The sequence below is a fragment of the Mesorhizobium sp. M2A.F.Ca.ET.037.01.1.1 genome (assembly GCF_003998075.1).
Lineage (GTDB): Bacteria > Pseudomonadota > Alphaproteobacteria > Rhizobiales > Rhizobiaceae > Mesorhizobium.
This window is the reverse complement of sequence record NZ_RZSA01000012.1, coordinates 1-20,998: the sequence shown is the minus strand read 5'-3', so window position 1 is coordinate 20,998 and position 20,998 is coordinate 1. Positions and strand designations below refer to the sequence as shown.

The following is a 20,998-nucleotide window of genomic DNA, read 5'->3' as shown; positions in this document are numbered from 1 at the left end:
CACTTTGGATAGTTGACCACGCGTTTCAAAGATCGTGAACTACATCTCGTCGTTGTGCTCGACGCACTCCCGACAGAGCGCAACCTCATGGGCGCGGCATGCAGGATTAACCGAGCCCAGCCGGTCATGAGTGCGGCCGGCGCTCGGCTGCTCGATTATTTGCGCGATAAGCTCGCGACCATGTCCGCGGAGGTATTCAAACTTAACGCTGCGTCCGGGAGCTCTTGCCCTCCAGTTCGCGACGCTCTCCCGCCCATCCAGTGCTCGTTTATTTCGTCGGATAGTTTGACCCGGCTCTACCGAATCGCCGCTTCAGGATCATTCTTCCCGATTTCGTCACGCTCGTATTTTCTGCCGCGTCCTACACCGATTGGGCGCGAACAAAACTGAGCGCCTTGGAACCCGAACCCGTGCGTCGTGACCGGGAGCATCCGGGGCGAACTCATCCGCTCGGGGGCATCGCATCACCGGACGGCGACAGGCACGGTCGACCGGCATCTCGGCATCGGCTGGGAATTCGTCCATGGTCTGCATTGGCGACGACGCTTCCTGAGGCCACGTAGCCCTTATGCCAAGCTGGGCGCCCGGTTTGCGGCATCCGTGCCTACCCTCTTCGGACCTCGTGGGTTCCAACCGGCGACGAGGCGTGCATAGGCGCCCTCGGCCTGCTCCACCCAGCGGCGCTCTTCTTCCCGGTGGCTCTTTATGTTGTAGGCGTGCGCTCCCTTTTGGCCGCGCACAGCCTTGCTCCCGGCCTTGAGTTCCACATCGCGCAAGCTTCTTGGCATGCAGGGAGGGTCGAGCCTACGCGTAACTCTCGCCCTTCTCAACAGATGACAGATCACGACAGAGAGTTTGCGTGCGGTTGCCACGGCCGCGACATGCTGTCCGCGCCGGGCTCGCACGCCGCAGGGAGAAGGCTCGCAACGGTCCGGGAGCACGAGCGGCCGCCCAGGCCGCCTCGACGAGCATGCCGCGCGCATGACCACGGCCCTGCTTGGTGATCCGCCCATGGTAGGCCGGACCTGGCCGGACTGCTGGACGCTTGGGTTCAACCCGAGATAGGTCACGAGCTTCTGCGGATCGTCGAAGCGCGACACGTCGCCGATCGCCGCCCTTCATCGCCAGCGCGACGGTGATGTCGACGCCGGGAATGGTCATCAGCCGCTTCACGCCTTCATCCTCGAGAGCCGAGCGGACAAGATCGCGTTCGATGACCTGGAGGTCTTCGCCCAATCGGTCGAACTCGCGCAGATGCCCATCGATCGCGAGGCGCTCGTCCTGCGGTACGACCTGCTCGATTACCAGGTCCGACCCTTGGCGCCGCACAGGTCGGCATGCGGGCAGGACGGATCAGGTGGCTATGAAGGATCGACTGGATGACGCTCTTCAATCGAGATCTCTGTCGGACAATCTGATTGCGCCGTGTCACCTGTCGACGCAGAGCCTGCGTCGGCTCGTCCGCAATCCAGACTTCTGGCAAGAAGCCGCTGGCATAGAGCTGCGCAAGAACGTCGGCGTCGATCGTCGTTTTGATCTTGGCATAGGCAACGATAAACACCTGTTTCGGCTTGGCGATCCCCACCTTCTTCACATGCGGCGCAATCACAGCTGCAGCGGACGTCGCGCTGCCGGTGGCCTCGATCACCCCGACATCGTTCGGCGACAGCTTCGCGGCGAACGCCGCCAGCAGATCGCGCCGCATGTCGACGCGGCCGAGTCGCCTGAGCCTGCCCTCCTCCCATGCCACTGCTTCGGCGAAGGCGCGGTGAATATCCAGTCCGATGATAAGCATGCCCGTTCCTCCTTCTTGGCTCGGTCAAAGACGGGAGCTGGCGGGCAACACGACATCTACTGATCCGCGCTCGCAGCGCATCCGGGAAAGTCGCCAGGGGCGGCCATGTAACGAGCTCGGGCTCTCAGCCCACGGTCTATTGACGGCCTGCCTGCACCTTTGTGCTCCCGGTGCCCCACGTCCCGGATGGGCTCACCATAAGGGCGTTCCAAAACAAGAACAGCAGGACGAGAAGACACCACAGATCACATACCGGATAGCGGCAAGGCCAAGCGCTTCGTTCAGATAGGCTTGCGCCAATGGGCTTAGGCCGAGCCTACAACAGCTCTCAAAAACGCTGCCGGACTGCTGCATTGGCTCGCCGATACAATTGGCACAGGCCTCACGGCAGCTTAGGATCAAACCGCCCATCAGTCGCCTCGGACTGGAAAGGTGCACCCTATTAGATTCCACGCCCAGCTAGGTCGGGGCCGCCGAAGACGCTGGTTGATAGCCCGGCGCCATCGGCCCGGCGTTTCAAACTGCCAATCTCTGACCTGCACAGTACGAACGATTGCTCGCTTCGGCAGATCACGCGGCTCATATGTCGGACCTTAACGTCATCCATCATAAACTTTTTGCGACAAAAGATTGCAAGAATGCTAAATTGTTAAAGTCGTTTGTTTCGGTTAAAGGCATCCATCCCATGGATGGCTGATGACATGCGTTTCAAAGGACTTGATCTAAATCTCCTCGTTGTGCTCGACGCACTCCTGACGGAGCGTAATCTCTCGGCGGCGGCACGCAGGATCAACCTGAGTCAGCCCGCCATGAGTGCGGCCGTCGCCCGACTGCGCGATTATTTCCGCGATGAACTGTTTACGATAAGAGGTCGCGAACGATTTCTAACCCCGCGTGCGGCAGCATTTGCCCCCGCAGTTCGCGACGCTCTCCAGCACATCCAGTGCTCGATTATTTCTTCGGATCCGTTTGACCCAGCTCGAGCCGATCGCCTCTTCAGGATCATTCTTTCCGATTTCGTCACGCTCGTGTTTTTCGAAAAGCTTGTGGAGCGTATTTCACGGGAAGCCCCCGCCGTCAGCTTCGAACTGCTGCCTGTCGACGATAGCCCCGATGAGCTTCTCCGGCGCGGTGACGTCGATTTTCTAATTCTACCGGATATGTTCACGTCGAGTGTGCATTCAAGCATTGCGCTGTTTGACGAGAAGCTCGTGTGCGTAGGCTGTCCCACAAACAAGCAGCTGCCACAGCAGCTTACATTCGAGAGATACATGTCGATGAGGCACGTCGCGGTCAGGTTCGGGCGTACGATGAAGCCGTCTATCGAGGAATGGTTTTTGCTTGAGCATGGCCTTAAGAGACGTGTCGAGGTCGCCGTGCAGGGCTTCAGCATGATTCCACCTATGGTGTCCGGCACAGCTCGTATAGCGACCATGCCCTTACGGCTGGTCAGGCATTTCGAAAAAACGTTCCCCCTGCGGGTTATCGAACTTCCGCTGCCATTTCCCACATTCACCGAGACCCTCCAATGGCCGGCCCTCCACAATAGCGATCCGGCAAGCATCTGGATGCGGGAGATAATGATACAGGAGGCATCTCGGATGGCTGCCCCGCTGTGAACCCTCGGAAAATTCAGGCGCACCTATAGTCACTACACCTGTCACCATCTACTTTGACGACAATAGCCCTCGCCGGATAAAGTCGATGCTGGCGGCAAGTGCGCCTGCGAGATCGTCCAGAGAATGGACTTCCTCGATCAGCTCGAACGAGAAAGGTCCCGCGTAGCCGCCATCCAGCAGCGCCTGAATCTGGCTGCCATTGTCGGAACCTGCAAGAAAGCGATCGGGGTAAATCCAGAAGGTCGGGTCGTTTACGCTTGAAATGTGCACCAGGCCGGTAAGCTCGCAGAACAGGCATGTCTCCCCGGCCAGGGTGTGGTGGAACGTGTCGTGCACGAGGCGAAAGACGGACTGGCCATCAACCGCGGCAACGGCCTCGGCCGCTTCCTTCTTTGATCGAAGCGAGCAGGTTCGGAAACCCAGCGGCTCGATGAGACCGATCAGACCCCGCGACTGGAGGATTGGCTTGATCTCGTTTAGAGCGAAACGAAGATTGTCCTGGCGCTCGCTATTGGTGGGCCACGAGCTGCGGTTGGCCGGCACCAACACGAGCGTCTCTGCCCCGCACGCCGTCGCATAATCGGCGAGGTTGCTTGCCTCGGCCTGACGCGTTGGAGTCCAGTCGTTGAACCGCTGCAAGGCGTTGACAGAGATGATCGTGACGCCCGCTTCGGTAGCGGCAAACCGAACGTCCGCAGCCGGAATGCCGCGTGCGACAGGATTGCTGAAATGAGGGTAACGGATTTGGACGTCGGTCAGGCCTTGGTCACGGGCAAGCGCGAAAAGCGCACTGACGTCAAGGCGGGGCGCCGCCATGTGATCGAGTGCAAAGCGGGGCGATACCTGGCGCATTGCTTGACTTTCCTTCCATGAAGCGCGGCTGCCATTTCGGCATCCGGCTTCTTTCAAGACGGAACCACGCCGGTTCACAGATCGGACAGAGACGGCCGAGTCAATCGAGCTTTCCTTTCATCGGTGAAAGGAAAATGGGCGCTCATGATAGAAATCCATCAAGGTCAAATATTTTCCGGAAGATAAATGTCGAACGGCAGAAATGTCTGCCCCGGGCTCTCCGCGACGCCGGCTTTGATGGCCCGCTCCATTGCCATTATCAGCTCCTGGCAAAGTCGGCGCATTGGCGTGCCGACCGCCATCGTCAAGATGTCATCCGCAAGCGCCCCACGTGACTGCGGCGTCATTTCACTCACGATCGCGACGAGATCCTGACCGCTCCCCTCTTCTCGGAGCGCGGAAATTGCTCCCTCTATACCCCCGCCGGCCATATAGAAGCCGACGAGCTCTGGTTCCCGCTGCATAAGATCCAGCAATTTTTCGTAAGTGAGCTGCCGTTCATCAAGGTTCACGAGCGGATCAAGCACCTCGAATTTGGGCGCGTTCTCACGAAAATAGGCACGAAAGGCCGTTTCCCGCGTCGCATGCGCCTGGAAGCGATGGCTTCCGACAAACACCGCCACCTTGCCGGGCCGTTTTGCGGCCTTGGAAAACACCCAAGCGGCAGTCCGTCCGACCTTGCTGTTGTTGAGGCCGATGTAGCCCTCGCGCACGCCATCGGCGAAGTCGGATAACAGCGAAAATACCGGGATACCTTTCGCCTTGAGCTCCTCGACTGATGCTGTGATTTTCGGGTGATCGGCCGCCACCATGGCGATCGCCTGGCAGCGGCTTCCAAGGTCCTTAAGAAGCGGGAGCAGGTCACGCGGCAAATGTGACTGCGCGAACTCGATGATCGGAAGGCCGTGGAAGGATTTAGCCATACTGACCGACTCTTCAATATTGCGAGCGAAATCTTGGTAAAAATCGTGGGCAGGTTTTCTCAAGATGAAGCCCAGCTTGTAGTGCGGCAGGTGCTGCTGCAAGCGCTGTTTGATGAGACCGGCAGCATGATAGCCGATCGCGTGCGCGGCCGCATGGACCCGCTGGGCGGTCTCCTCTCGCACCGGAAGGCGGACGTTCAGAACCCGATCGACTGTTGCTACGCTGACTCCGGCTTCGCGGGCGAGATCGGCAATTGTGACGCGCTTTCCCCTAGCGATTCTGATCGGCCGGTCCTCCGTCATCCGGTGCGATCCCGCGACGGCTTGGGGCGGCAAGCTGAAATAGTTACCACACCCCACGGTTGATAACGCATTCGACGAACAGCGCTCCATGCGGACCCAGATGAGTTTCCGTGAACCGTTCGTTTGCTTAGGGGCTTCATGGTGTTGTATTACTCTCCGCGTTAGTACACTATTTCCAGCGCTCTTTGGAGGCCGGCAATTCGACTGCTGTGAAGGCCGTGACTTACACGTCGCGCTATTGCTTGCTTGCGGGGAGCCCGTTTGATGTAACCCTAACCGCGGAAAGCGGCTTCCATCCGGGACTGGTCCAATTCGCCTTCCCAGCGAGCGACAACGAGCGATGCCACCGCATTACCGACTAAATTCGTCAGCGCGCGGCATTCCGACATGAAGCGGTCCACGCCAAGAATTAGAGCCATTCCGGCAACGGGAACACTCGGCACGACAGACAGAGTAGCGGCCAATGTGATGAAGCCGGCGCCGGTGACGCCTGCCGCACCCTTCGAGGAAAGCATCGCAATTAGCAGCAGGAGGATCTGATCGGCAATTGACAAATCTGTGTTCGTCGCCTGCGCGATGAAGAGGGCGGCGATCGTCATGTAGATATTGGTGCCGTCCAGATTGAATGAGTATCCAGTAGGGATGACGAGACTTACGACCGAACGCGCGGCGCCGGCCTTCTCCATCTTCTCCATGAGCGAGGGCAGCGCGGCCTCCGAGGAGGACGTTGCCAGGACAAGCAGCAGCTCGTCCTTGATGTAGCGGACAAGAGAAAAGATCGAGAAGCCGTTGCAGCGGCAGACCACGCCGAGAACCCCGAACACGAAGAGGAAGGCGGTCAGATAGAACGTCGCGACCAGTATCGCGAGGTTGGCCACCGAACCGATTCCGTATTTGCCGATCGTAAAGGCCATAGCGCCGAAGGCGCCGATGGGTGCAGCCTTCATCAGAATGCCGACGAGCTTAAAAATGGGGGCGGTGAGCGCCTGGAGAAAGGTAACGACCGGCCTGCTCGTCTCTCCGGTCATCGCCAGAGCAATGCCGAACAGGACCGAGAGGAACAAGACTTGCAGGATGTCGCCTTCCGCGAAGGCATTGGCAATCGTTGACGGGATGATGTTCATCAGGAAGCTGGTCACGGACTGCTCGTGAGCCGTGGCCACATAGCCCTTAACGGCTTCGACATCGAGCGAGGCCGGATCGATGTTGAGGCCGGCGCCAGGCTGAACGATATTCGCGACAATCAGCCCGACAACGAGTGCAAGCGTCGAGAAGGTAAGGAAATAAACCATCGCCTTGGCGGCAACTCGGCCGACCTTCTGCAGATCGCTCATGCCGGCAATGCCGGTCGCAATTGTCAGGAAGATGACAGGTGCGATAATCATCTTGATGACTTTGATGAAGGCATCGCCGAGCGGCTTCAGGCTTTGGCCGGTTTCCGGATAGAGGTAGCCAATTGCGGCTCCAAGGACCATGGCGGCAAGTACCTGCACGTAGGTCCGGGCAAAATGGCGCTTGCGGGGCGCTGCGATCGCGCGGGGGACTCTTGGAACCAACATCGTTTCTCTCTCCCTGACCGGATCGGGGTGGGGGCTCCTCCTTCTCCCATGCTGCGCTCCGGTCGAGCGCTGCTGTCATCTCGGAGCAAGCGCCGTGCCAACTGGACGCCTGTCCCGTCCAGCGAGATTGGTGCAGTTGCGCACTGGAACCCTCCACCTTGCCGGAATTCTGCACTCGAGGCTCGCCAAAGATCGCGTCTGAGGAAGTGCTTCATCAGAGAGGGAATTGACCAGGTCGCCTTGCGCCCGTGCCCTTTGATGTTCGCCGCAGATCGACTGCCGGTTGCCTTGGTGACTTTGGTTTGTCAGTTTTGGAACGGAATGCGCGCAAACTGCAGGATATCCTACACGCCCATCAGAGCACGCGGTACAAGCGATTAAGCGTAGGAGCGCATTGAATCTCCGAGGTCAAAAAATCTTGAATAAGGTCCGCGTGCGAAGTGAATCCGCAACTCGTCAAAGTTCTCCACCGTTTGATCAAGCGGTCGCGTTTCCTGGCGCTGCAAGATGGCGTTATCTGATGGCTCAAGCGCTGGAACGCCCAGGAAATCCCAAACCGCTCCCAAGCATTGGGCAGGTTCGTGAAGTAGGCTCTCGTATTCCATTACAAGCAGGTTGGTCGACGTGAAGGAGTCCATAACGCGAGCGTGAAAATCGTCGGCGGCTTTGAAATAAGCCTCACAGTCGGCGATTGACAACCTGACGCTCGGTGGCCGAGCGGTATCGTTGTCCGAGCTGAACTTCAGCCACTGACCGCTTTCCCTGGCCTGCACAAAGGATCGGAGCGATTCCAATACGTTTCGGCGAACAACGAGGATGACCTTGAGTGCTGGCCAACGAGCTAATTCCGCAAAGAATGCTGGACGCTCGCGAAACTGAGGTTCATTGATCTTGCAGCCAAGATGCGTCACATTCTTGTAGTCGCGCATAGGGCAGCGCACATAGGCAAGCTCAAGAAGCTCGCGATCCGTGCCTAGCAGGCGATCCGTGCTGGGCCAATTGGGATCATATTCGTTTAGCAACTCACCGTTACTCAGAACGGTCGGATGCTCGTTTAGCAATTCTTCTAAATAGTGTGTTCCGGTCCTTGGCATAGCAAGGATCACAAAAGGCTCAGGAGTTGGTTCGTTGTGGGTCATTGCATGTGTATCCAACTAAATAATGGCCGCGACGGTCTGGGGACGCGCACAAGAAGCTTGGCTGCTATCGCTTGAACGCTCCGGGTGGGTCCGCGCGCCTCACCACCCAGCCTGTACTCCGAGGTGTGGTCGCGAAGATGGGCGCGTGCCTGCAGCGGCTGGGTGGCGCCCGGCTTCGGCGTTGTTGTACCACTCGCGATTCCTGGCACACGCATGCCTCCGGGCCGCTGGGGGCAGTTTGCAATCCGGCATTGCGGACCTCCTTCTCGTTGATGGGCGTAGGTAAGCGTCAACGCATTAGTCGTCGATGAAACAGTCCAGCCGACAGAAAAAAAGGCAATACAGCGAACATGCAAAGTGCGCCTATATGCAGCCCTACATTGTCGCCCAGGCGGCCGAGCATCACCGGACGGATTAGATCGATAGAATTCGCCAGCGGCGAGAAGGCCGCAATCTGCTGAAACACTCCTGGCAATTGGCCGACTGGAAAAACCGCGCCCGAAAGGAACAGCATGGGTGTGATGACAAGCGTCTGATAGAAAATAAAATAGTGATAACTGGGCGCGAGCGCGATGACGAGCATGGCCAGGCTCGCAAAGGCGAACCCGGTGAGAGCGATGACCGGCAGCACGTAGAGAACCGACGTCCACGCGGCATAACCTAGCGCGGCGGCAACAATCGCAATTGTCGTACCGGCCAGAAAGGCCTTTGTGGCTGCCCAGGTCAATTCACCGAGAACGATGTCGCCGAGGGTAAGTTGTGTGTGCAGGATTGCTTCCCAAGTGCCCTGATCGCGCATTCGACCGAAAACCGCGTAAATTGTTTCGAAGGTTGATGCTGTCATCGCGCTCGTCGCAACCATGCCGGCTGCCAGAAAGGCGATGTAGGATGCACCTTCGATGCGGCCTACCAACAGTCCAAGGCCAGTGCCGAGCCCGAAAAGGTAAATCATCGGATCAGCAAGGGTGCCGAGCATTGAAGCAAATGCCACCTTCTTCCATGCCAGATGATTGCGGCGCCACACCGCGATCCAGTTCCAGGCGTTGGCGGGTAGAGCGGCCGCAAAACGTTCACCCATTGCTCACTTCTCCATCTCACGTCCGGTTAACCTCAAGAAAACGTCCTCCAGACTGGGTGGACGCTCTAGAATACGCAGACCCGCTCGACCGCGAAGCTGGATGCGCACATCCTCCGGCTCAGGCGCATAGCAAAAGAGCGTCTCGCCGCTTACCTCGACACGCTGAACGTACGGTCTGATCAGCGAAATCAGCTCCTGTGGATTGCCGCCGAAGATCTCGATCACGTTGCACCCAATGTACTCGTCGATCAGCGCATGAGGACTGCCCTCGGCGATCTTGCGTCCCCGCTCGAGAACACACAGCCGATCACAAAGCCGCTCAGCCTCTTCCATGAAATGGGTGGTCAAAATGATCGTTTTTCCGCTCGCCAGCAGGAAACGAAGTCGCTCCCAGATCAGATGGCGGGCATGCGGGTCGAGGCCGGTCGTGGGCTCATCCATCACAAGCAACTGGGGGTCGTTGATCAGAGCACGTGCCAGCGTCAGGCGCCGCTTCATCCCGCCGGATAGCAGGCCGACACGTGAATCCGCCTTGCTCTCAAGGCGAGCGAACTCGAGGAGCCGTGGGATGACGGCGTTGATCTCTCTTGTACTCATGCCGAAGTAGCGCCCGAACACCAACAGGTTCTCGCGTACCGTAAATTCCAGGTCGAGATTGTCGAACTGCGGGACCACGCCTATGCCCTTGCGGGCCAAGCGGCTGCGTGCCGGCACTGGTAGACCGAGGACTGTTATATCACCCGCGTCAGGCCGGGTCATACCGAGGAGCATACGCGCAATCGTGCTCTTGCCTGCGCCGTTCGGCCCCAGCAGACCGAAGCACTCTCCCGATGCAACGGTGAAGGACAGCCCGTCCACAACGAGCTTGTTTCCGAATAATTTGGTTACGCCGGTAAGGTCGATTGCTACATTGGACATGCGTCTATCTCAAGCGGAATGAGTCCGATTGGCCACCGGCAGCTTACTTGCGAATTCTGGTTCAGAGCAGGCCACCGCCTTGAGATGGCACCTTTGGAAAGTCGCGGCCGGAGCGACGCGTGTATCGCTTCCGCCAAAGAATAACGTCAAGATGCCACGTGTCGCTTCCAGATAGTTCCCGTTCTGACCATAGGTAACTCGAAAGCTTCACCCCGTGTCGACTGACACAACTTACTCGGTCACTCGGCGCTGCAAGGCCGTCAGACTTCACCAGCTGTGAGCGAAAGATCTGCAGTATGAAGTGACTCCGCAATTCCAGAATTGCCCGCAGCATTTGCTCCGGCAAGCGGCATCGCGCTTGTGATTTCCTTTGTGCTCCTGTTGGGCAGGGGAACACTTTTACGCGACAGCCAATCGCTATTGCTCAATGTACACAGGGCGTAAGCCTTCAAGGGGATCAACAGGAATATCCTGATTAACGCGTGCATTGAATAGCCGATGAATCGAAGCTGCCGAGTGCGGAAAGATAACACCGTAGATCTGATTATGGTCATCGTGACAATAGCCAGCACCGTCCACCAATTTACTGTATGTGAAAATAGTAGCTCACCGAGCGCCGTTACTACCGCGATGCCGAGCAACAATGGGCCGAGATTCTCTCCCATCACATCCAAAGTTAGATAGCGATCCAGGCCACGCAGTAGACCTCGCGCAAGCATCGTGTCCCGGAAGGTGCTTCGTGCCCAGCGGAGTTGTTGGCGCAAATAAGGTCCCATCTTGTCCGGAACGACTGTCGCCGCGACGGCACCTGGAACGTACTCGGTTCGAAAGCCTGCTTTCAGCATGAGGATCGTAAGATGACGGTCTTCACCGAAGTCGCTTGGTTTCCCCCTGAACAGCTGCGTCTCGTATTGATCCAGCAGAGAAAGGAGACAAGACCGGCGGTACATTGCACATGGGCCGCAGCAGCACATGACCGCACCAAAGCGACCTTGCGCCGCGCGCTCCTCATTGCAAGCCAGCCAGTATTCCATATCGATCAATCGGGTCAACCAAGTGTCGCTGCGGTTGTATGCCGTCACCTGGCCCATGGCCGCTCCGACCATGGAATCCCGCATTTTTACTGCAAGCTTTGTGATGACGTCGGACGCAAGTGTCGTGTCAGAGTCGACGCTGAGCACGAAATCTCCAGATGAGCGGCGGATGGCGGCGATCTGCGCCTTGCGTTTGCCAACATTCTCGCGGAGCAGAATGAAATTGAATCTCGGGTCGCCCTCGTAGGCGTGATGTACCGGGATGACGGCATTACGATTTCCAGAACCGTCGTCAACCAGATAGACCTGAAATGTTCCGGCGTAATCTTGATTTGCAATGGAAGCTAAACACGCCGCGAGTGTGCGCGGGTCCTCATTGTAGCAGGGGATAATGACATCCACGCTCGGCCAACGGTCGGATCCGAACAAGCTTTCCGACGGCGGCGTAACATTTTCCGGTTGGGAGTAGACCGCTTGCATGCCTCTGTAAACAGTCGAGAGCACCGCATAAGACGAAACGGCAACAGTACTGGCTGTGGTGAGAAGGTCCATAGGATCTCTGTTTGTTCAGGGGTGTTGAGGAAGTGATCGGATTACAAATCCGCGGCCGTGCAATTCTGGAATTAGGCGTGACAACGCTGTCACCGTCTGGTCGCGCAGACTGGCTTGATTGCCTGGTTGCAATTCGTCGGGAGCGCACCCGTCGTGCAACAGCACGATTGCGCCCGGCCGGATATCGGCGAGCACTCTGTCGACGATGGCGTCAACGCCGGGGCGAGACCAGTCGCGTGGATCAATGGACCAATGGACGGGCGCCAATGCCGCACCCGCTGATGCAGCGATTACTTCTTCGGTCCAGATGCCATACGGTGCACGAAAGTACCGAACCATGGCCTGCGGGCAAGCCATCCCTATGACTCTGTTTGCCTCAACTATCTGGCAGTCGACTTCGACGGACCCGCATTTGGCCAGGTCCGGATGAGTCATCGTGTGGTTGGCTATACCGTGCCCGTCTGTAATAATTCGGCGAACGAGTTCCGGCTCGTCGGCCGCGTAGGCCCCAACAACGAAGAAGGTCGCCGTCACCTGATGTTGCGCCAGCACATTGAGTATCTGCGGTGTGAAAAATGAATTGGGACCATCGTCAAACGTCAGATAGACGCTGCGCTCTGCAGTGCCATCGGCATTGTCACTCTGCCCTTCGCATATGTAGTCCAGAGGCTTCATAGTTCCGGACCGTTCCGGTCGATCAGGGTACCGGACGGCCACTCGTCCATCGAGCGTCCGATCGGCGAAACCAACACGAGTACGTCTTCCAGGCGCGTGGGCGGCAGGTCGGGATGCACATCTGGACGGGTCGATCGTACGCGAACGCCCGACACAATGTTCGCGAGGCCGGCTCTGCAGAATCTTTCGACATGGTTTCGCAGCGCGTGCCGAACCGTGCCGAAAGCGAATGGAACACCCAACTGATGGAGCACTGGGTACGCCACGCGCATCGAAAAACCGATTCCGAGCCCTTCAAGATCCGGACGAACCGCGTACAGGCCCAATTCAGCGACGATCAAGTCGACCTCGCCAACTTTGATGAAGCGCCGCAGCATGCCGATGTGAGCCGCTACCCCATGCGCGTCGTAGCCGATTGCGCGGAATTCCGGCCTCGCGCCGGCCCAACTGCGGCCGCCTTCGAATGGCTCCGCGTTGAAGGCGCCAGTCCGTCCATAGGTCTTTCGAAAAAAGTCGGAGAGTTCGACATGGTCGGCCAGTTGCAGCTCATTTTCCCAGCACAACTTCCAATCGACATTCGGGCGCATGGAAGACCTCACCTTGGAGCTGTCTGGTTGAGATAAATGTCCAAGCATTGGTTAAATAATTGGCATCGCACCAACGGGGCGTAACTTGTGGAGACCGCCGAAAGACCAAGCCGTAATGCAGATGCGACTGACTTTGTGCGCCCCGCACACCAGATGATGCTCCTCGGATCCAACGCAACCATGGGAACTACCTATCTTTCCAACTTGAAGCGCCTCTATGGGACCTGCAGCAAAAACGGTAAAATCCTTTGTTTAGATGAAAGGTATCCACGCTTTGGATAACTGGGCGAATGCGTTCCATATGGCTGGTCAATTATCGTCGTCACGCTCGAGGCACTTCTGACGAAGCGCAAAGCTCACGCCCGCGGCACGCGCGGCCGTTGCCGGGCCGCGCGATTATCTCCGTAAGAGCCGAGCGGAGCTCAGACACGACGATTGATCAGAATCTGATTCGCGGGTTCAGTATCTCTTTCGTGTATCCAGCTCTGGGCTGTCCTTTGGCGGGAGTTAGGTTCGCCCAGGTTCTGAGCCTGGGGCGTCGGCCCGTTCGCCGCACAGGCTCCTTCGCACATCGTCGAGGCCGAGAAAGAGGGGGCCACACAGCTCCCCCTGTACTTTCCACCACCCGACACCAGCGCTCACCCAGGGCGCCGGCCTTGCTCACCTCAACGGATAGCGCACTCGCGCCGCTTCACGATTAAAAGAATTCTACAAGCAGATGCCTGTTTGATCGTGAGACGTCCGCTGCCAATTCCCGCATCGCAGAGGCAGCCAATAGCGCTCGCTTCACATAGTGGTCCGGCAAGCAGCTAGATACGACAGGTGACCTCAAATGAGGCGTCTTGCATGGCTTCTACACCTGCCTGAATGCCAGAACTGCGTTCGTACCGCCCATGGCGAAGGCGTTGCTCATGGCGACGCGCACCTTGCGCTCGCGCGGCACATTGGGTGTGATGTCGAGGTCGCAAGCGGGATCTGGCTCGCGATAGTTGGCGGTCGGCGGCACGACGTCCTCTTGGATTGCCATCACGCAGGCGATCATTTCAAGCGCGCTCGCTGCGCCGAGGCAATGCGCGTGCGTGGACTTGGTGGAAGAGATGGACATCAAATAAGCGTGGTTTCCAAACACACGCTTGATCGCCGCCGTTTCAGTCTGATCATTGCTTTTGGTACCGGTGCCGTGCGCGTTGAGGTAGTCGACGTCCTCGGCATTCAGCCCGGCATCGGCAAGGCAGGCGCGCATCGCCGACGCTGGCCCCTCGACAGATGGCGCGGCAATGTGGAAGGCATCGGCGGAAAGGCCGACGCCGGCGATCTCGGCAAGAATTGTGGCACCACGCCTCGTGGCATGCTCGTAGCTTTCCAGCACGGCCATGCCCGCACCCTCGCCCAGCACCAGGCCCTTCCTATCGGCGGAGAAGGGCCGGCAGGTATCGGGTGAAAGCACGCGCATTGCTTCCCATGCTTTCAGCACGCCCCATGCGAAGGGTGCGTCGCTGCCTCCGGAAACCATTACGTCGGCCCGGCCCAGCTTGATCTGGTCCACCGCCGAGGCGATCGCATGGTTGGCCGAGGCACATGCGGAGGTCACCCCGAAGACCGGCCCGCGCAAGCCGAGGCTCAAGCTCACCTGGCCGGCGGCGGCGCTTGGCATCGTTTTGGGTACAGCGAGGATGCCAACTCGCCTCGCGCCGTCCAAAAGGAGGGCCCGGTAAGTTTCCTCCATCACATCCCAGCCCAAGCCGCCGACGCCCACTGTCGCGCCGAAGCGATGGGCATTCCCCTCGTCGCAGGAAAGTCCGGCCTGCCGCATGGCTTCGCGCGCTGCAAGCACGGCGAGCAAGCTGAAGCGGTCCATGGAGATGAGATGCCCCCGGTTGATGTCGTGCTGGGGCAGCGCCTTGATCTCAGCGCCGGTCATGCCCTCCAGGTCATGAAGCTCGGAATTGGCGATCGGGCCGATGGCGGAGCGGCCTTCGCGCATCTCTTTCCACATAGAGGCGGCGTCGGTGCCCAGTCCGCACAGGCCGCCCACTCCGGTGATAACGACGCGCCTGTCCATTCAAGCCTCCTTCGCAAGCAAGCCGCGGACGGCTTCCACGACGTCGCCGACATTCTTGAGATTGGACCAGGCATCGGCCGTGTTCATGTCGATCTTGATGCCGTAGGCCTGCTCCACATCCCAGAGGACGTCCGCCAAACCCAGCGAATCAAACCCGAGCGCGTCCAGTTCCGTGGCGATTGTTATCTCGCCGACGAATGACGTAGGCATTCCCTCACCGCTCTCCGACTCGGCGCGTTTCTTGATCAGGGCAATGACGTCCGTTGCGAATTGATCGGCCATTCTGTTTCCTGTCTTTCTTTCCCGCGTTTCGACCTGGACGCGGCTCAGTTCCTGAGGCGCGCCGCGTCGCGAAAGCCATCACGCTTGGGCAACTGACAAAGCCCAATGCTCATAAAGCCGGATCAGGTCCGGCCGGTGTGTGGCGTAGGTGCAGTATGACGATGTGAGCCGCTACACCGTGCGCGTCTCCCAGTCTGTCCATAGACTCGGAAGAAGTCGGACCCGGTCAGTTGCAACTCCCTTTCCCAGCACTCCACTGCCCGGTAGAGCGCATGAAAAATCTCCTTTCGGGCGGTTTCTGTTCTGCCCATGCAGGATTCCAGAACATTGATGAAATCGTTTGTTTCGATGAAAGGCATCCACACTTTGGATGGTTGACACGCGTTTCAAAGATCGTGAACTACATCTCGTCGTTGTGCTCGACGCACTCCCGACAGAGCGCAACCTCATGGGCGCGGCATGCAGGATTAACCGAGCCCAGCCGGTCATGAGTGCGGCCGGCCGGGTCGGGCGATAGGCAGTCATGCCCTGCCCTTCCTGCGGGTCAAGCACTCCGAAAAAACATTTCCCCCATAAATGCTAGATCTTCCGTTGCCTTTTCGCGGGCTTCTGCGTGAGGTGAGGCACGCCATCCATGGCATGTGGCACACGCACGCGATGCCAGTGCACGGTCGTTTTCTCGGCAAGGCCGTTCTCTACCTCGACCCGCACGCGCTCGCCCTGACGGACCCGGATTTCCGGGCCTGGAACGGGCCTTCGGCGCGCAATCGAGCCCGGTTCACCCGGCCCAATGGCGTCCACTTTGGGGGCGCATGCACTGCAGACCCGCTGGACCTGATCCGGGAGAGGATGGGCGCGGCGATTGGAATAGCTATGAAAGCGCATCGGACCGTGGAACTGCGCGCGCAGACTTTCGGAGGAAGGCTCGCTTTTAAACGTTATCGTGCAACTCTGACCGTTCTTCGCCTTGGCGGGTGCCGCGGAAGAATCCCGGGTTCTGCGAGCGCTGCGAGAACACCTGCGGTCGATCCTGTACCACAATCTCGCGAAGCTCGATGCTCTCTACAAACGATGTCTTGGATTCTCACGCCCTTATTTCAGCACTTCGCTCGCTTGCCCGACTCGGCCGCGGTCAGCCTTCACCGCCAATTTTATTGGCGCAGCGACGTTCCTATCGGTTCAGGCGAAGCTTCTTGAACCTGCCGCTCTCTCGTTGCCCTGGCACGATTAATCGTCCTCTCAGTCTGTCATTGGCGGAGTCGCTCCTGAGGCGCGCGCCGGCGAGTTCGAGGAGCGCGTGGCTATCTCCTCGGTCCAGCCGGATTCCGCTGCGCGCTCAGCCAATTCCTGGAAGGCCGATTCCAAGGCGAGCTGGCATTGAAGGCCGCGGTCCGGATGGTCGACTAGCTTGGTTCCACGATCGCAATGCTTGATCGCTTCATTGCAGGCCATGGGCTCTCGCCCTCTCCTTTTGCCACACGAGGCGCCAGCTCACGTGTTGTGCGCCCCGGCAACCGCTTTCACCAGCCGCTCCAGCGATCCCGCGCGCTCCAGCTCCGCAAAGAATGATGCGGCGTGACGCTACCCAGCCGGTGCTTCTCGGCCATTTGCACACATAGGGATAGTCGACCATGAAATCGGACCGAGGCGAGGCGTTGGACGTTTCAGTCTTGGTCTGAATGCGCCGCCCACGAGCCGATCGGCCTTCTCGATGATTTGGCGCACCCTCGTTGTCGACAAGCCATGTTCCTGAGCCAGGTCGGCGAAACTCTTGCCCTTCAGAAAGCCGTCGACCAGGGCTATGTTCCTATCGACGGTCGGCTAAATCCCAGCAGGCGCGCGCAGTTTTCCGGCATCATTCCGTTTGTTCATCCGCTTGTCCGCGCCCCCTGCAAATCCTACCGGGCCAAATCGGTGCTTGGAAGACCCACTCATGTCATGGCCTCGGGAAAGTACAAGGCCGACGGTTATGTGAATACGAAAGATGCTGGCGATCACCATGATCGTTGGTGACCGCTGACCTCCCCAATGTCGGCTTCGACGGCACACCGGGAGCTCTCGGCAATGTTGAATAATTCCGTTTGAAGATGGTTGACTTCGTCGTCGAGGCTCGATCCATCAGGATCGGTATCGACGATTCTATATTTGAGAAACCCAAATTCGTTTGACTCGCGCAATTCGCTGTACGGCGTATCATCGCAAGCGCGGGATTCCGACATCCTGCGAAGTGCCCGCGTTGCTGGAATCGATTTTGCGGAAGTAAAAAGGCCCCGGCGCTGGGTCGGCGCGCAGGGCCTTCAGGCATGTACGAGCTACCAGCATGTCCAGTTATGATCGTGCGCTATCATAATGAACAAACGGTGAATGATCGCTATCCGAGGTGCAGGGCGGGCGAGATGGTGGGGCGGTGGGGGACCTGTACCGCTGCAGCGGGGCCACGAGCAGCGACTCGAGCCATGCGCCACGCTGCAGGACCTCGATTTCGGGCCAAGCCTCGAGCCCGCAACTCGCCTTGCTTCTCGGAAATCATAAGGCTTTGTGGGGCGGTTAAGCAGCGCGATATGGCCGCGGCGATACGAAGTTTTCATCTTTACCCTGTTCAGACGGTCAGGCTGCCTTCGCCGCCGGCTTGGCTGCCTTGACATGGGTTATACTGCGGCGACCGTCGACGCCGATCGGAACGTCACCGTCAACCGTAGCGCGACGCACAACCCGGTGCTGGTCGCCATAGTCGTTGACCGCATAATGCTGGTTAGCACGGTTGTCCCAGATAGCGACGTCGCCTACTTGCCAGCGCCACCGCACGGTATTTTCCGGGGCAGTGACGTAGGACTGGAACACCTCGTAGAGTTTGGCGGAATCGCTCTTGGAAAGGCCGACGAGGCGCTGCACGAAATTGCCGAGCAGCAGCGACTTCTCCCCGGTTTCCGGATGGACGCGCACGACCGGATGCTCGGTCTCGTAGATCGTCGATGTGAAAACTTCCTCGAAGTGCTTCTTCTCTTCGGCTGTGGCGCGCGGGCGCACGGCTGCGTAGTCGTAGGCATTGCTATGAATAGCCCACAGATTGTCCGCCAATATTTTGAGCGGCGCCGGCAGATTCTCGTACGCGGCGTGCGTGTTGGACCAGATCGTGTCGCCCCCCGCCGCCGGAATGACGACGCCACGTAGGACCGAGAATTTCGGATAGGCATCGACGAAAGTCACATCGGTATGCCACTGGTCTGCCCTGCCACCGCCACGGCCGGAATCGAGATTGAGGATTGAGGCCGTGCCGGCTGCCGGCCCCTGCGTGGGATGAGGTACAAGGTTACCCAGACGCCGCGCGAACAATTCCTGCTCCGCATCGTCGAGATGCTCCTGGCCGCGGAAGAAGATCACCTTGTGTTTTAGAAGAAGCTGGTTGATGGCTGCTATCGCTGCGTCCGAAAGGTCTCCACCAAGGCGAACTCCTCTGATTTCAGCTCCAACACGGCTGGTCAGCGGTACAACGTCGGAGTCAGGAATTCTCTTCGTCAAGCTCGAAAGCCAAAATCCCGGCGGATCGATCAAGGATCGCATTGCGTTGTCGATGATCGTTAATGCCGAACAGCGTGGCCAGCTCGCGCCGGGCGGTACAATCATCGAAGCGACCGCTGGCAACACAGGGCTCGGCCTGGCCTGGCGGCACGAAGCGCGTGATCGCGTGTCCAAAAGCTGACAGCGTCAGACAAATGTCAGGTTCATTACAACCAACATCTGGGCACTGACGAGGTTTTTCGAAGCAATGGGCGCTAACTGCGCGCTGAGCGCGTTGGCATGGCTTTTGAGACTGAGTGACTGTGACTGCACTTAATGGGGCAAGACGAGCGATGCGCTCCTCCCTGAACCCGTGTGCCGTCTCTGAGAGGAAACCAGCTCGTGCAGAAACCTTTGGAAATAGCTTTGGACCGCAACGTGGTATTGCAGATGGAGTCCCCGGCTCCTTCGATTAGAGTCGAGAACTGGCTGCATGGCGAGCCCCTCACGAGCTTTGAGCCCGGCAAGTGTACATAGTCGAATTTTGGGCAACTTGGTGCGGCCCATGTGTGGACGGGATGCCCCATCTGATCCAGCTGCAGGGCGTCGCCAGGCGCGCCATCTGGACAGCAGGAGCTGGACTATGGGCAAGGTAACAGGCTTCCTCGAGATCGACCGGCAGGTGCACAAGTACCAGCCGGCCTCCGACCGCATCCGGCATTTCCGCGAATTCACGCTGCCGATGTCGGACAAGGAGGTCGAGAAACAGGCCGCGCGCTGCATGGATTGCGGCATTCCGTTCTGCCATGGGCCGACCGGCTGCCCAATCCACAACCAGATCCCGGACTGGAACGATCTCGTCTACAATGGCGACTGGGATAGCGCGATCCGCAACCTGCATTCGACCAACAATTTCCCGGAATTCACCGGCCGCATCTGCCCGGCGCCCTGCGAGGAAGCCTGCACGCTGAACCTCGAAGACATTCCGGTCGCCATCAAGACGGTCGAGCAGGCGATCGCCGACAAGGCCTATGAGACCGGCCATATCCGGCCCTATCCGCCCGAGAAGAAGACCGGCAAGCGTGTCGCCGTGATCGGCTCCGGCCCGTCCGGCATGGCGGCCGCCCAGCAGCTCGGCCGCGCCGGCCACGACGTGCATGTCTATGAGCGCGAGAGCCGGCCCGGCGGGCTGATGCGCTACGGCATCCCCGACTTCAAGATCGAGAAGCACTATATCGACCGGCGCATCGAGCAGATGCAGGGCGAGGGCGTCACCTTCCATTGCGGCGTCAATGTCGGCGTCGACACGAAGGTGGCCGATCTGCTCGAGGAATATGACGCGGTGCTCTATTGCGGCGGTTCCGAAACGCCGCGCGCGGCCGGCATTCCCGGCGACGATCTCGGCGGCGTCTACGACGCCATGCCTTATCTGGTGCAGCAGAACCGCCGCGTCGGCGGCGAGCCGATCCAGTCGGTTGCCTGGCCCTCACACCCGATCATCGCCGGCGGCCAGCATGTGGTCGTGGTCGGTGGCGGCGACACCGCGTCCGACTGCATCGGCACCGCCTTCCGCCAGGGCGCGGTGCGCGTGACGCAGCTCGACATCCGTCCGCAGCCGCCGGAGAAGGAAGACAAGCTCTCAGTATGGCCCTATTGGGCGACCAAGATGCGCACGTCCTCCTCGCAGGCCGAGGGCGCCGAGCGCGAATTCCAGGTGGCGACGCTCGAATTCATCGGCGAGGACGGCCAGTTGACCGGCGTGCGCTGCTGTGAGGTGGACGAGAAGCGCAAGCCGATCGCCGGCAGCGAATTCGTCATCCGCGCCGACCTCGCCTTCATCGCCATCGGCTTTGCCGGCCCGGCGGGCGACAGCCTGATGAAGGAGCTGGACGGCAAGATCAAGGTCGTTACCGACAGCCGCCGCTCAAAGAATGTCGAGGCGAACGACAGCGATTACAGGACGAGCGTCGACAAGCTCTATGCCGCGGGCGACGTGCGCCGCGGCCAGTCGCTGGTGGTCTGGGCGATCCGCGAGGGCCGCCAGGCGGCGCGCTCGATCGACGAAGCGTTGATGGGATCGACGGTTCTTCCGCGCTGAGACCGTTTTAAAATTCTACTCCTA

General features: G+C 59.2%; 16 protein-coding genes and 5 pseudogenes. 6 read left to right on the top strand and 15 right to left on the bottom strand.

Annotated features, from left to right (window positions below; genetic code table 11):
* Positions 1–804: 804 nt before the first annotated feature.
* Together EOA27_RS43100 and EOA27_RS43095 are read right to left on the bottom strand one after the other, a co-directional pair.
* A complete protein-coding gene (locus tag EOA27_RS43100; RefSeq protein ID WP_245265439.1) occupies positions 805–1,329 on the bottom strand; it encodes a transposase in 525 nt (174 codons plus the stop codon).
* Between the two features lie 91 nt (positions 1,330–1,420).
* Positions 1,421–1,795: pseudogene (locus EOA27_RS43095) on the bottom strand (IS110 family transposase); the annotation flags it as partial.
* 701 nt (positions 1,796–2,496) lie between these two features.
* On the opposite strand from EOA27_RS43095, the gene EOA27_RS01620 reads away from it, so the two are divergent.
* Positions 2,497–3,414, top strand: a complete 918-nt coding sequence (locus EOA27_RS01620) for a LysR family transcriptional regulator (RefSeq protein ID WP_024505887.1) — start codon at positions 2,497–2,499, stop codon at positions 3,412–3,414.
* Between the two features lie 48 nt (positions 3,415–3,462).
* Here the strand turns inward: EOA27_RS01620 and EOA27_RS01615 are convergent, their stop codons facing one another.
* The 11 genes from EOA27_RS01615 to EOA27_RS01565 all read right to left on the bottom strand — a co-directional run bounded on the left by EOA27_RS01615 (position 3,463) and on the right by EOA27_RS01565 (position 15,378).
* Positions 3,463–4,266, bottom strand: a complete 804-nt coding sequence (locus tag EOA27_RS01615) for a TIM barrel protein (protein WP_024505888.1) — start codon at positions 4,264–4,266, stop codon at positions 3,463–3,465.
* 164 nt (positions 4,267–4,430) lie between these two features.
* The gene (locus EOA27_RS01610) at positions 4,431–5,492 is read right to left on the bottom strand and encodes a LacI family DNA-binding transcriptional regulator (RefSeq protein ID WP_024505889.1); all 1,062 of its coding nucleotides are present in this window, start codon (positions 5,490–5,492) and stop codon (positions 4,431–4,433) included.
* A 272-nt stretch (positions 5,493–5,764) separates the two neighbouring features.
* On the bottom strand, positions 5,765–7,051 hold the full coding sequence (locus EOA27_RS01605) for a dicarboxylate/amino acid:cation symporter (RefSeq protein ID WP_127255285.1): 1,287 nt from the start codon (positions 7,049–7,051) through the stop codon (positions 5,765–5,767).
* 377 nt (positions 7,052–7,428) lie between these two features.
* Positions 7,429–8,190: a sulfotransferase gene (locus EOA27_RS01600; RefSeq protein ID WP_024505871.1), complete on the bottom strand. Its 762-nt coding sequence runs from the start codon at positions 8,188–8,190 to the stop codon at positions 7,429–7,431.
* Between the two features lie 289 nt (positions 8,191–8,479).
* A complete protein-coding gene (locus tag EOA27_RS01595) occupies positions 8,480–9,268 on the bottom strand; it encodes an ABC transporter permease (RefSeq protein ID WP_029356621.1) in 789 nt (262 codons plus the stop codon).
* Positions 9,269–9,271: 3 nt separating this feature from the next.
* Positions 9,272–10,186: a nodulation factor ABC transporter ATP-binding protein NodI gene (gene nodI / locus EOA27_RS01590; RefSeq protein ID WP_024505873.1), complete on the bottom strand. Its 915-nt coding sequence runs from the start codon at positions 10,184–10,186 to the stop codon at positions 9,272–9,274.
* Positions 10,187–10,446: 260 nt separating this feature from the next.
* Positions 10,447–11,772 carry a chitooligosaccharide synthase NodC gene (nodC, locus tag EOA27_RS01585; RefSeq protein WP_127255283.1) on the bottom strand — a complete coding sequence of 442 codons (1,326 nt, stop codon included), beginning with the start codon at positions 11,770–11,772 and terminating at the stop codon, positions 10,447–10,449.
* 15 nt (positions 11,773–11,787) lie between these two features.
* Entirely contained in the window at positions 11,788–12,447 is a 660-nt protein-coding gene (gene nodB, locus EOA27_RS01580) for a chitooligosaccharide deacetylase NodB (RefSeq protein ID WP_126057632.1), read from the bottom strand.
* Entirely contained in the window at positions 12,444–13,034 is a 591-nt protein-coding gene (locus EOA27_RS01575) for a NodA family N-acyltransferase (protein WP_024505875.1), read from the bottom strand. The genes nodB and EOA27_RS01575 overlap by 4 nt, the downstream gene beginning before the upstream one ends.
* An 853-nt stretch (positions 13,035–13,887) precedes the next feature.
* On the bottom strand, positions 13,888–15,096 hold the full coding sequence (locus tag EOA27_RS01570) for a beta-ketoacyl-[acyl-carrier-protein] synthase family protein (RefSeq protein WP_127255281.1): 1,209 nt from the start codon (positions 15,094–15,096) through the stop codon (positions 13,888–13,890).
* Positions 15,097–15,378: an acyl carrier protein gene (locus EOA27_RS01565; protein ID WP_126057635.1), complete on the bottom strand. Its 282-nt coding sequence runs from the start codon at positions 15,376–15,378 to the stop codon at positions 15,097–15,099. It abuts the gene before it with no gap.
* 370 nt (positions 15,379–15,748) lie between these two features.
* Here EOA27_RS01565 and EOA27_RS41875 point away from each other — a divergent pair.
* Positions 15,749–15,877 (top strand): annotated as a pseudogene (locus EOA27_RS41875) (LysR family transcriptional regulator); the annotation flags it as partial.
* A gap of 104 nt (positions 15,878–15,981) precedes the next feature.
* Here EOA27_RS41875 and EOA27_RS01560 read toward each other — a convergent pair.
* Positions 15,982–16,128, bottom strand: a pseudogene (locus EOA27_RS01560) (multicopper oxidase domain-containing protein); the annotation flags it as partial.
* Positions 16,129–17,121: 993 nt separating this feature from the next.
* Here EOA27_RS01560 and EOA27_RS40440 point away from each other — a divergent pair.
* Positions 17,122–17,391, top strand: a complete 270-nt coding sequence (locus EOA27_RS40440) for a hypothetical protein (RefSeq protein WP_024504272.1) — start codon at positions 17,122–17,124, stop codon at positions 17,389–17,391.
* A 594-nt stretch (positions 17,392–17,985) separates the two neighbouring features.
* Here EOA27_RS40440 and EOA27_RS01550 read toward each other — a convergent pair.
* On the bottom strand, positions 17,986–18,927 hold the full coding sequence (locus EOA27_RS01550; protein ID WP_127389303.1) for a TauD/TfdA family dioxygenase: 942 nt from the start codon (positions 18,925–18,927) through the stop codon (positions 17,986–17,988).
* Here EOA27_RS01550 and EOA27_RS41870 point away from each other — a divergent pair.
* The 3 genes and pseudogenes from EOA27_RS41870 to EOA27_RS01535 form a co-directional block, all read left to right on the top strand.
* Positions 18,833–19,039, top strand: a pseudogene (locus tag EOA27_RS41870) (pyridoxal-phosphate dependent enzyme); the annotation flags it as partial. The gene EOA27_RS01550 and the pseudogene EOA27_RS41870 sit on opposite strands and share 95 nt — an antisense overlap.
* A gap of 275 nt (positions 19,040–19,314) precedes the next feature.
* Positions 19,315–19,478 (top strand): annotated as a pseudogene (locus tag EOA27_RS01540) (thioredoxin domain-containing protein); the annotation flags it as partial.
* Between the two features lie 41 nt (positions 19,479–19,519).
* Positions 19,520–20,974 (top strand): glutamate synthase subunit beta, encoded by a 1,455-nt coding sequence (locus EOA27_RS01535; protein ID WP_127255279.1) that lies wholly within the window; start codon positions 19,520–19,522, stop codon positions 20,972–20,974.
* Positions 20,975–20,998 lie beyond the last annotated feature (24 nt).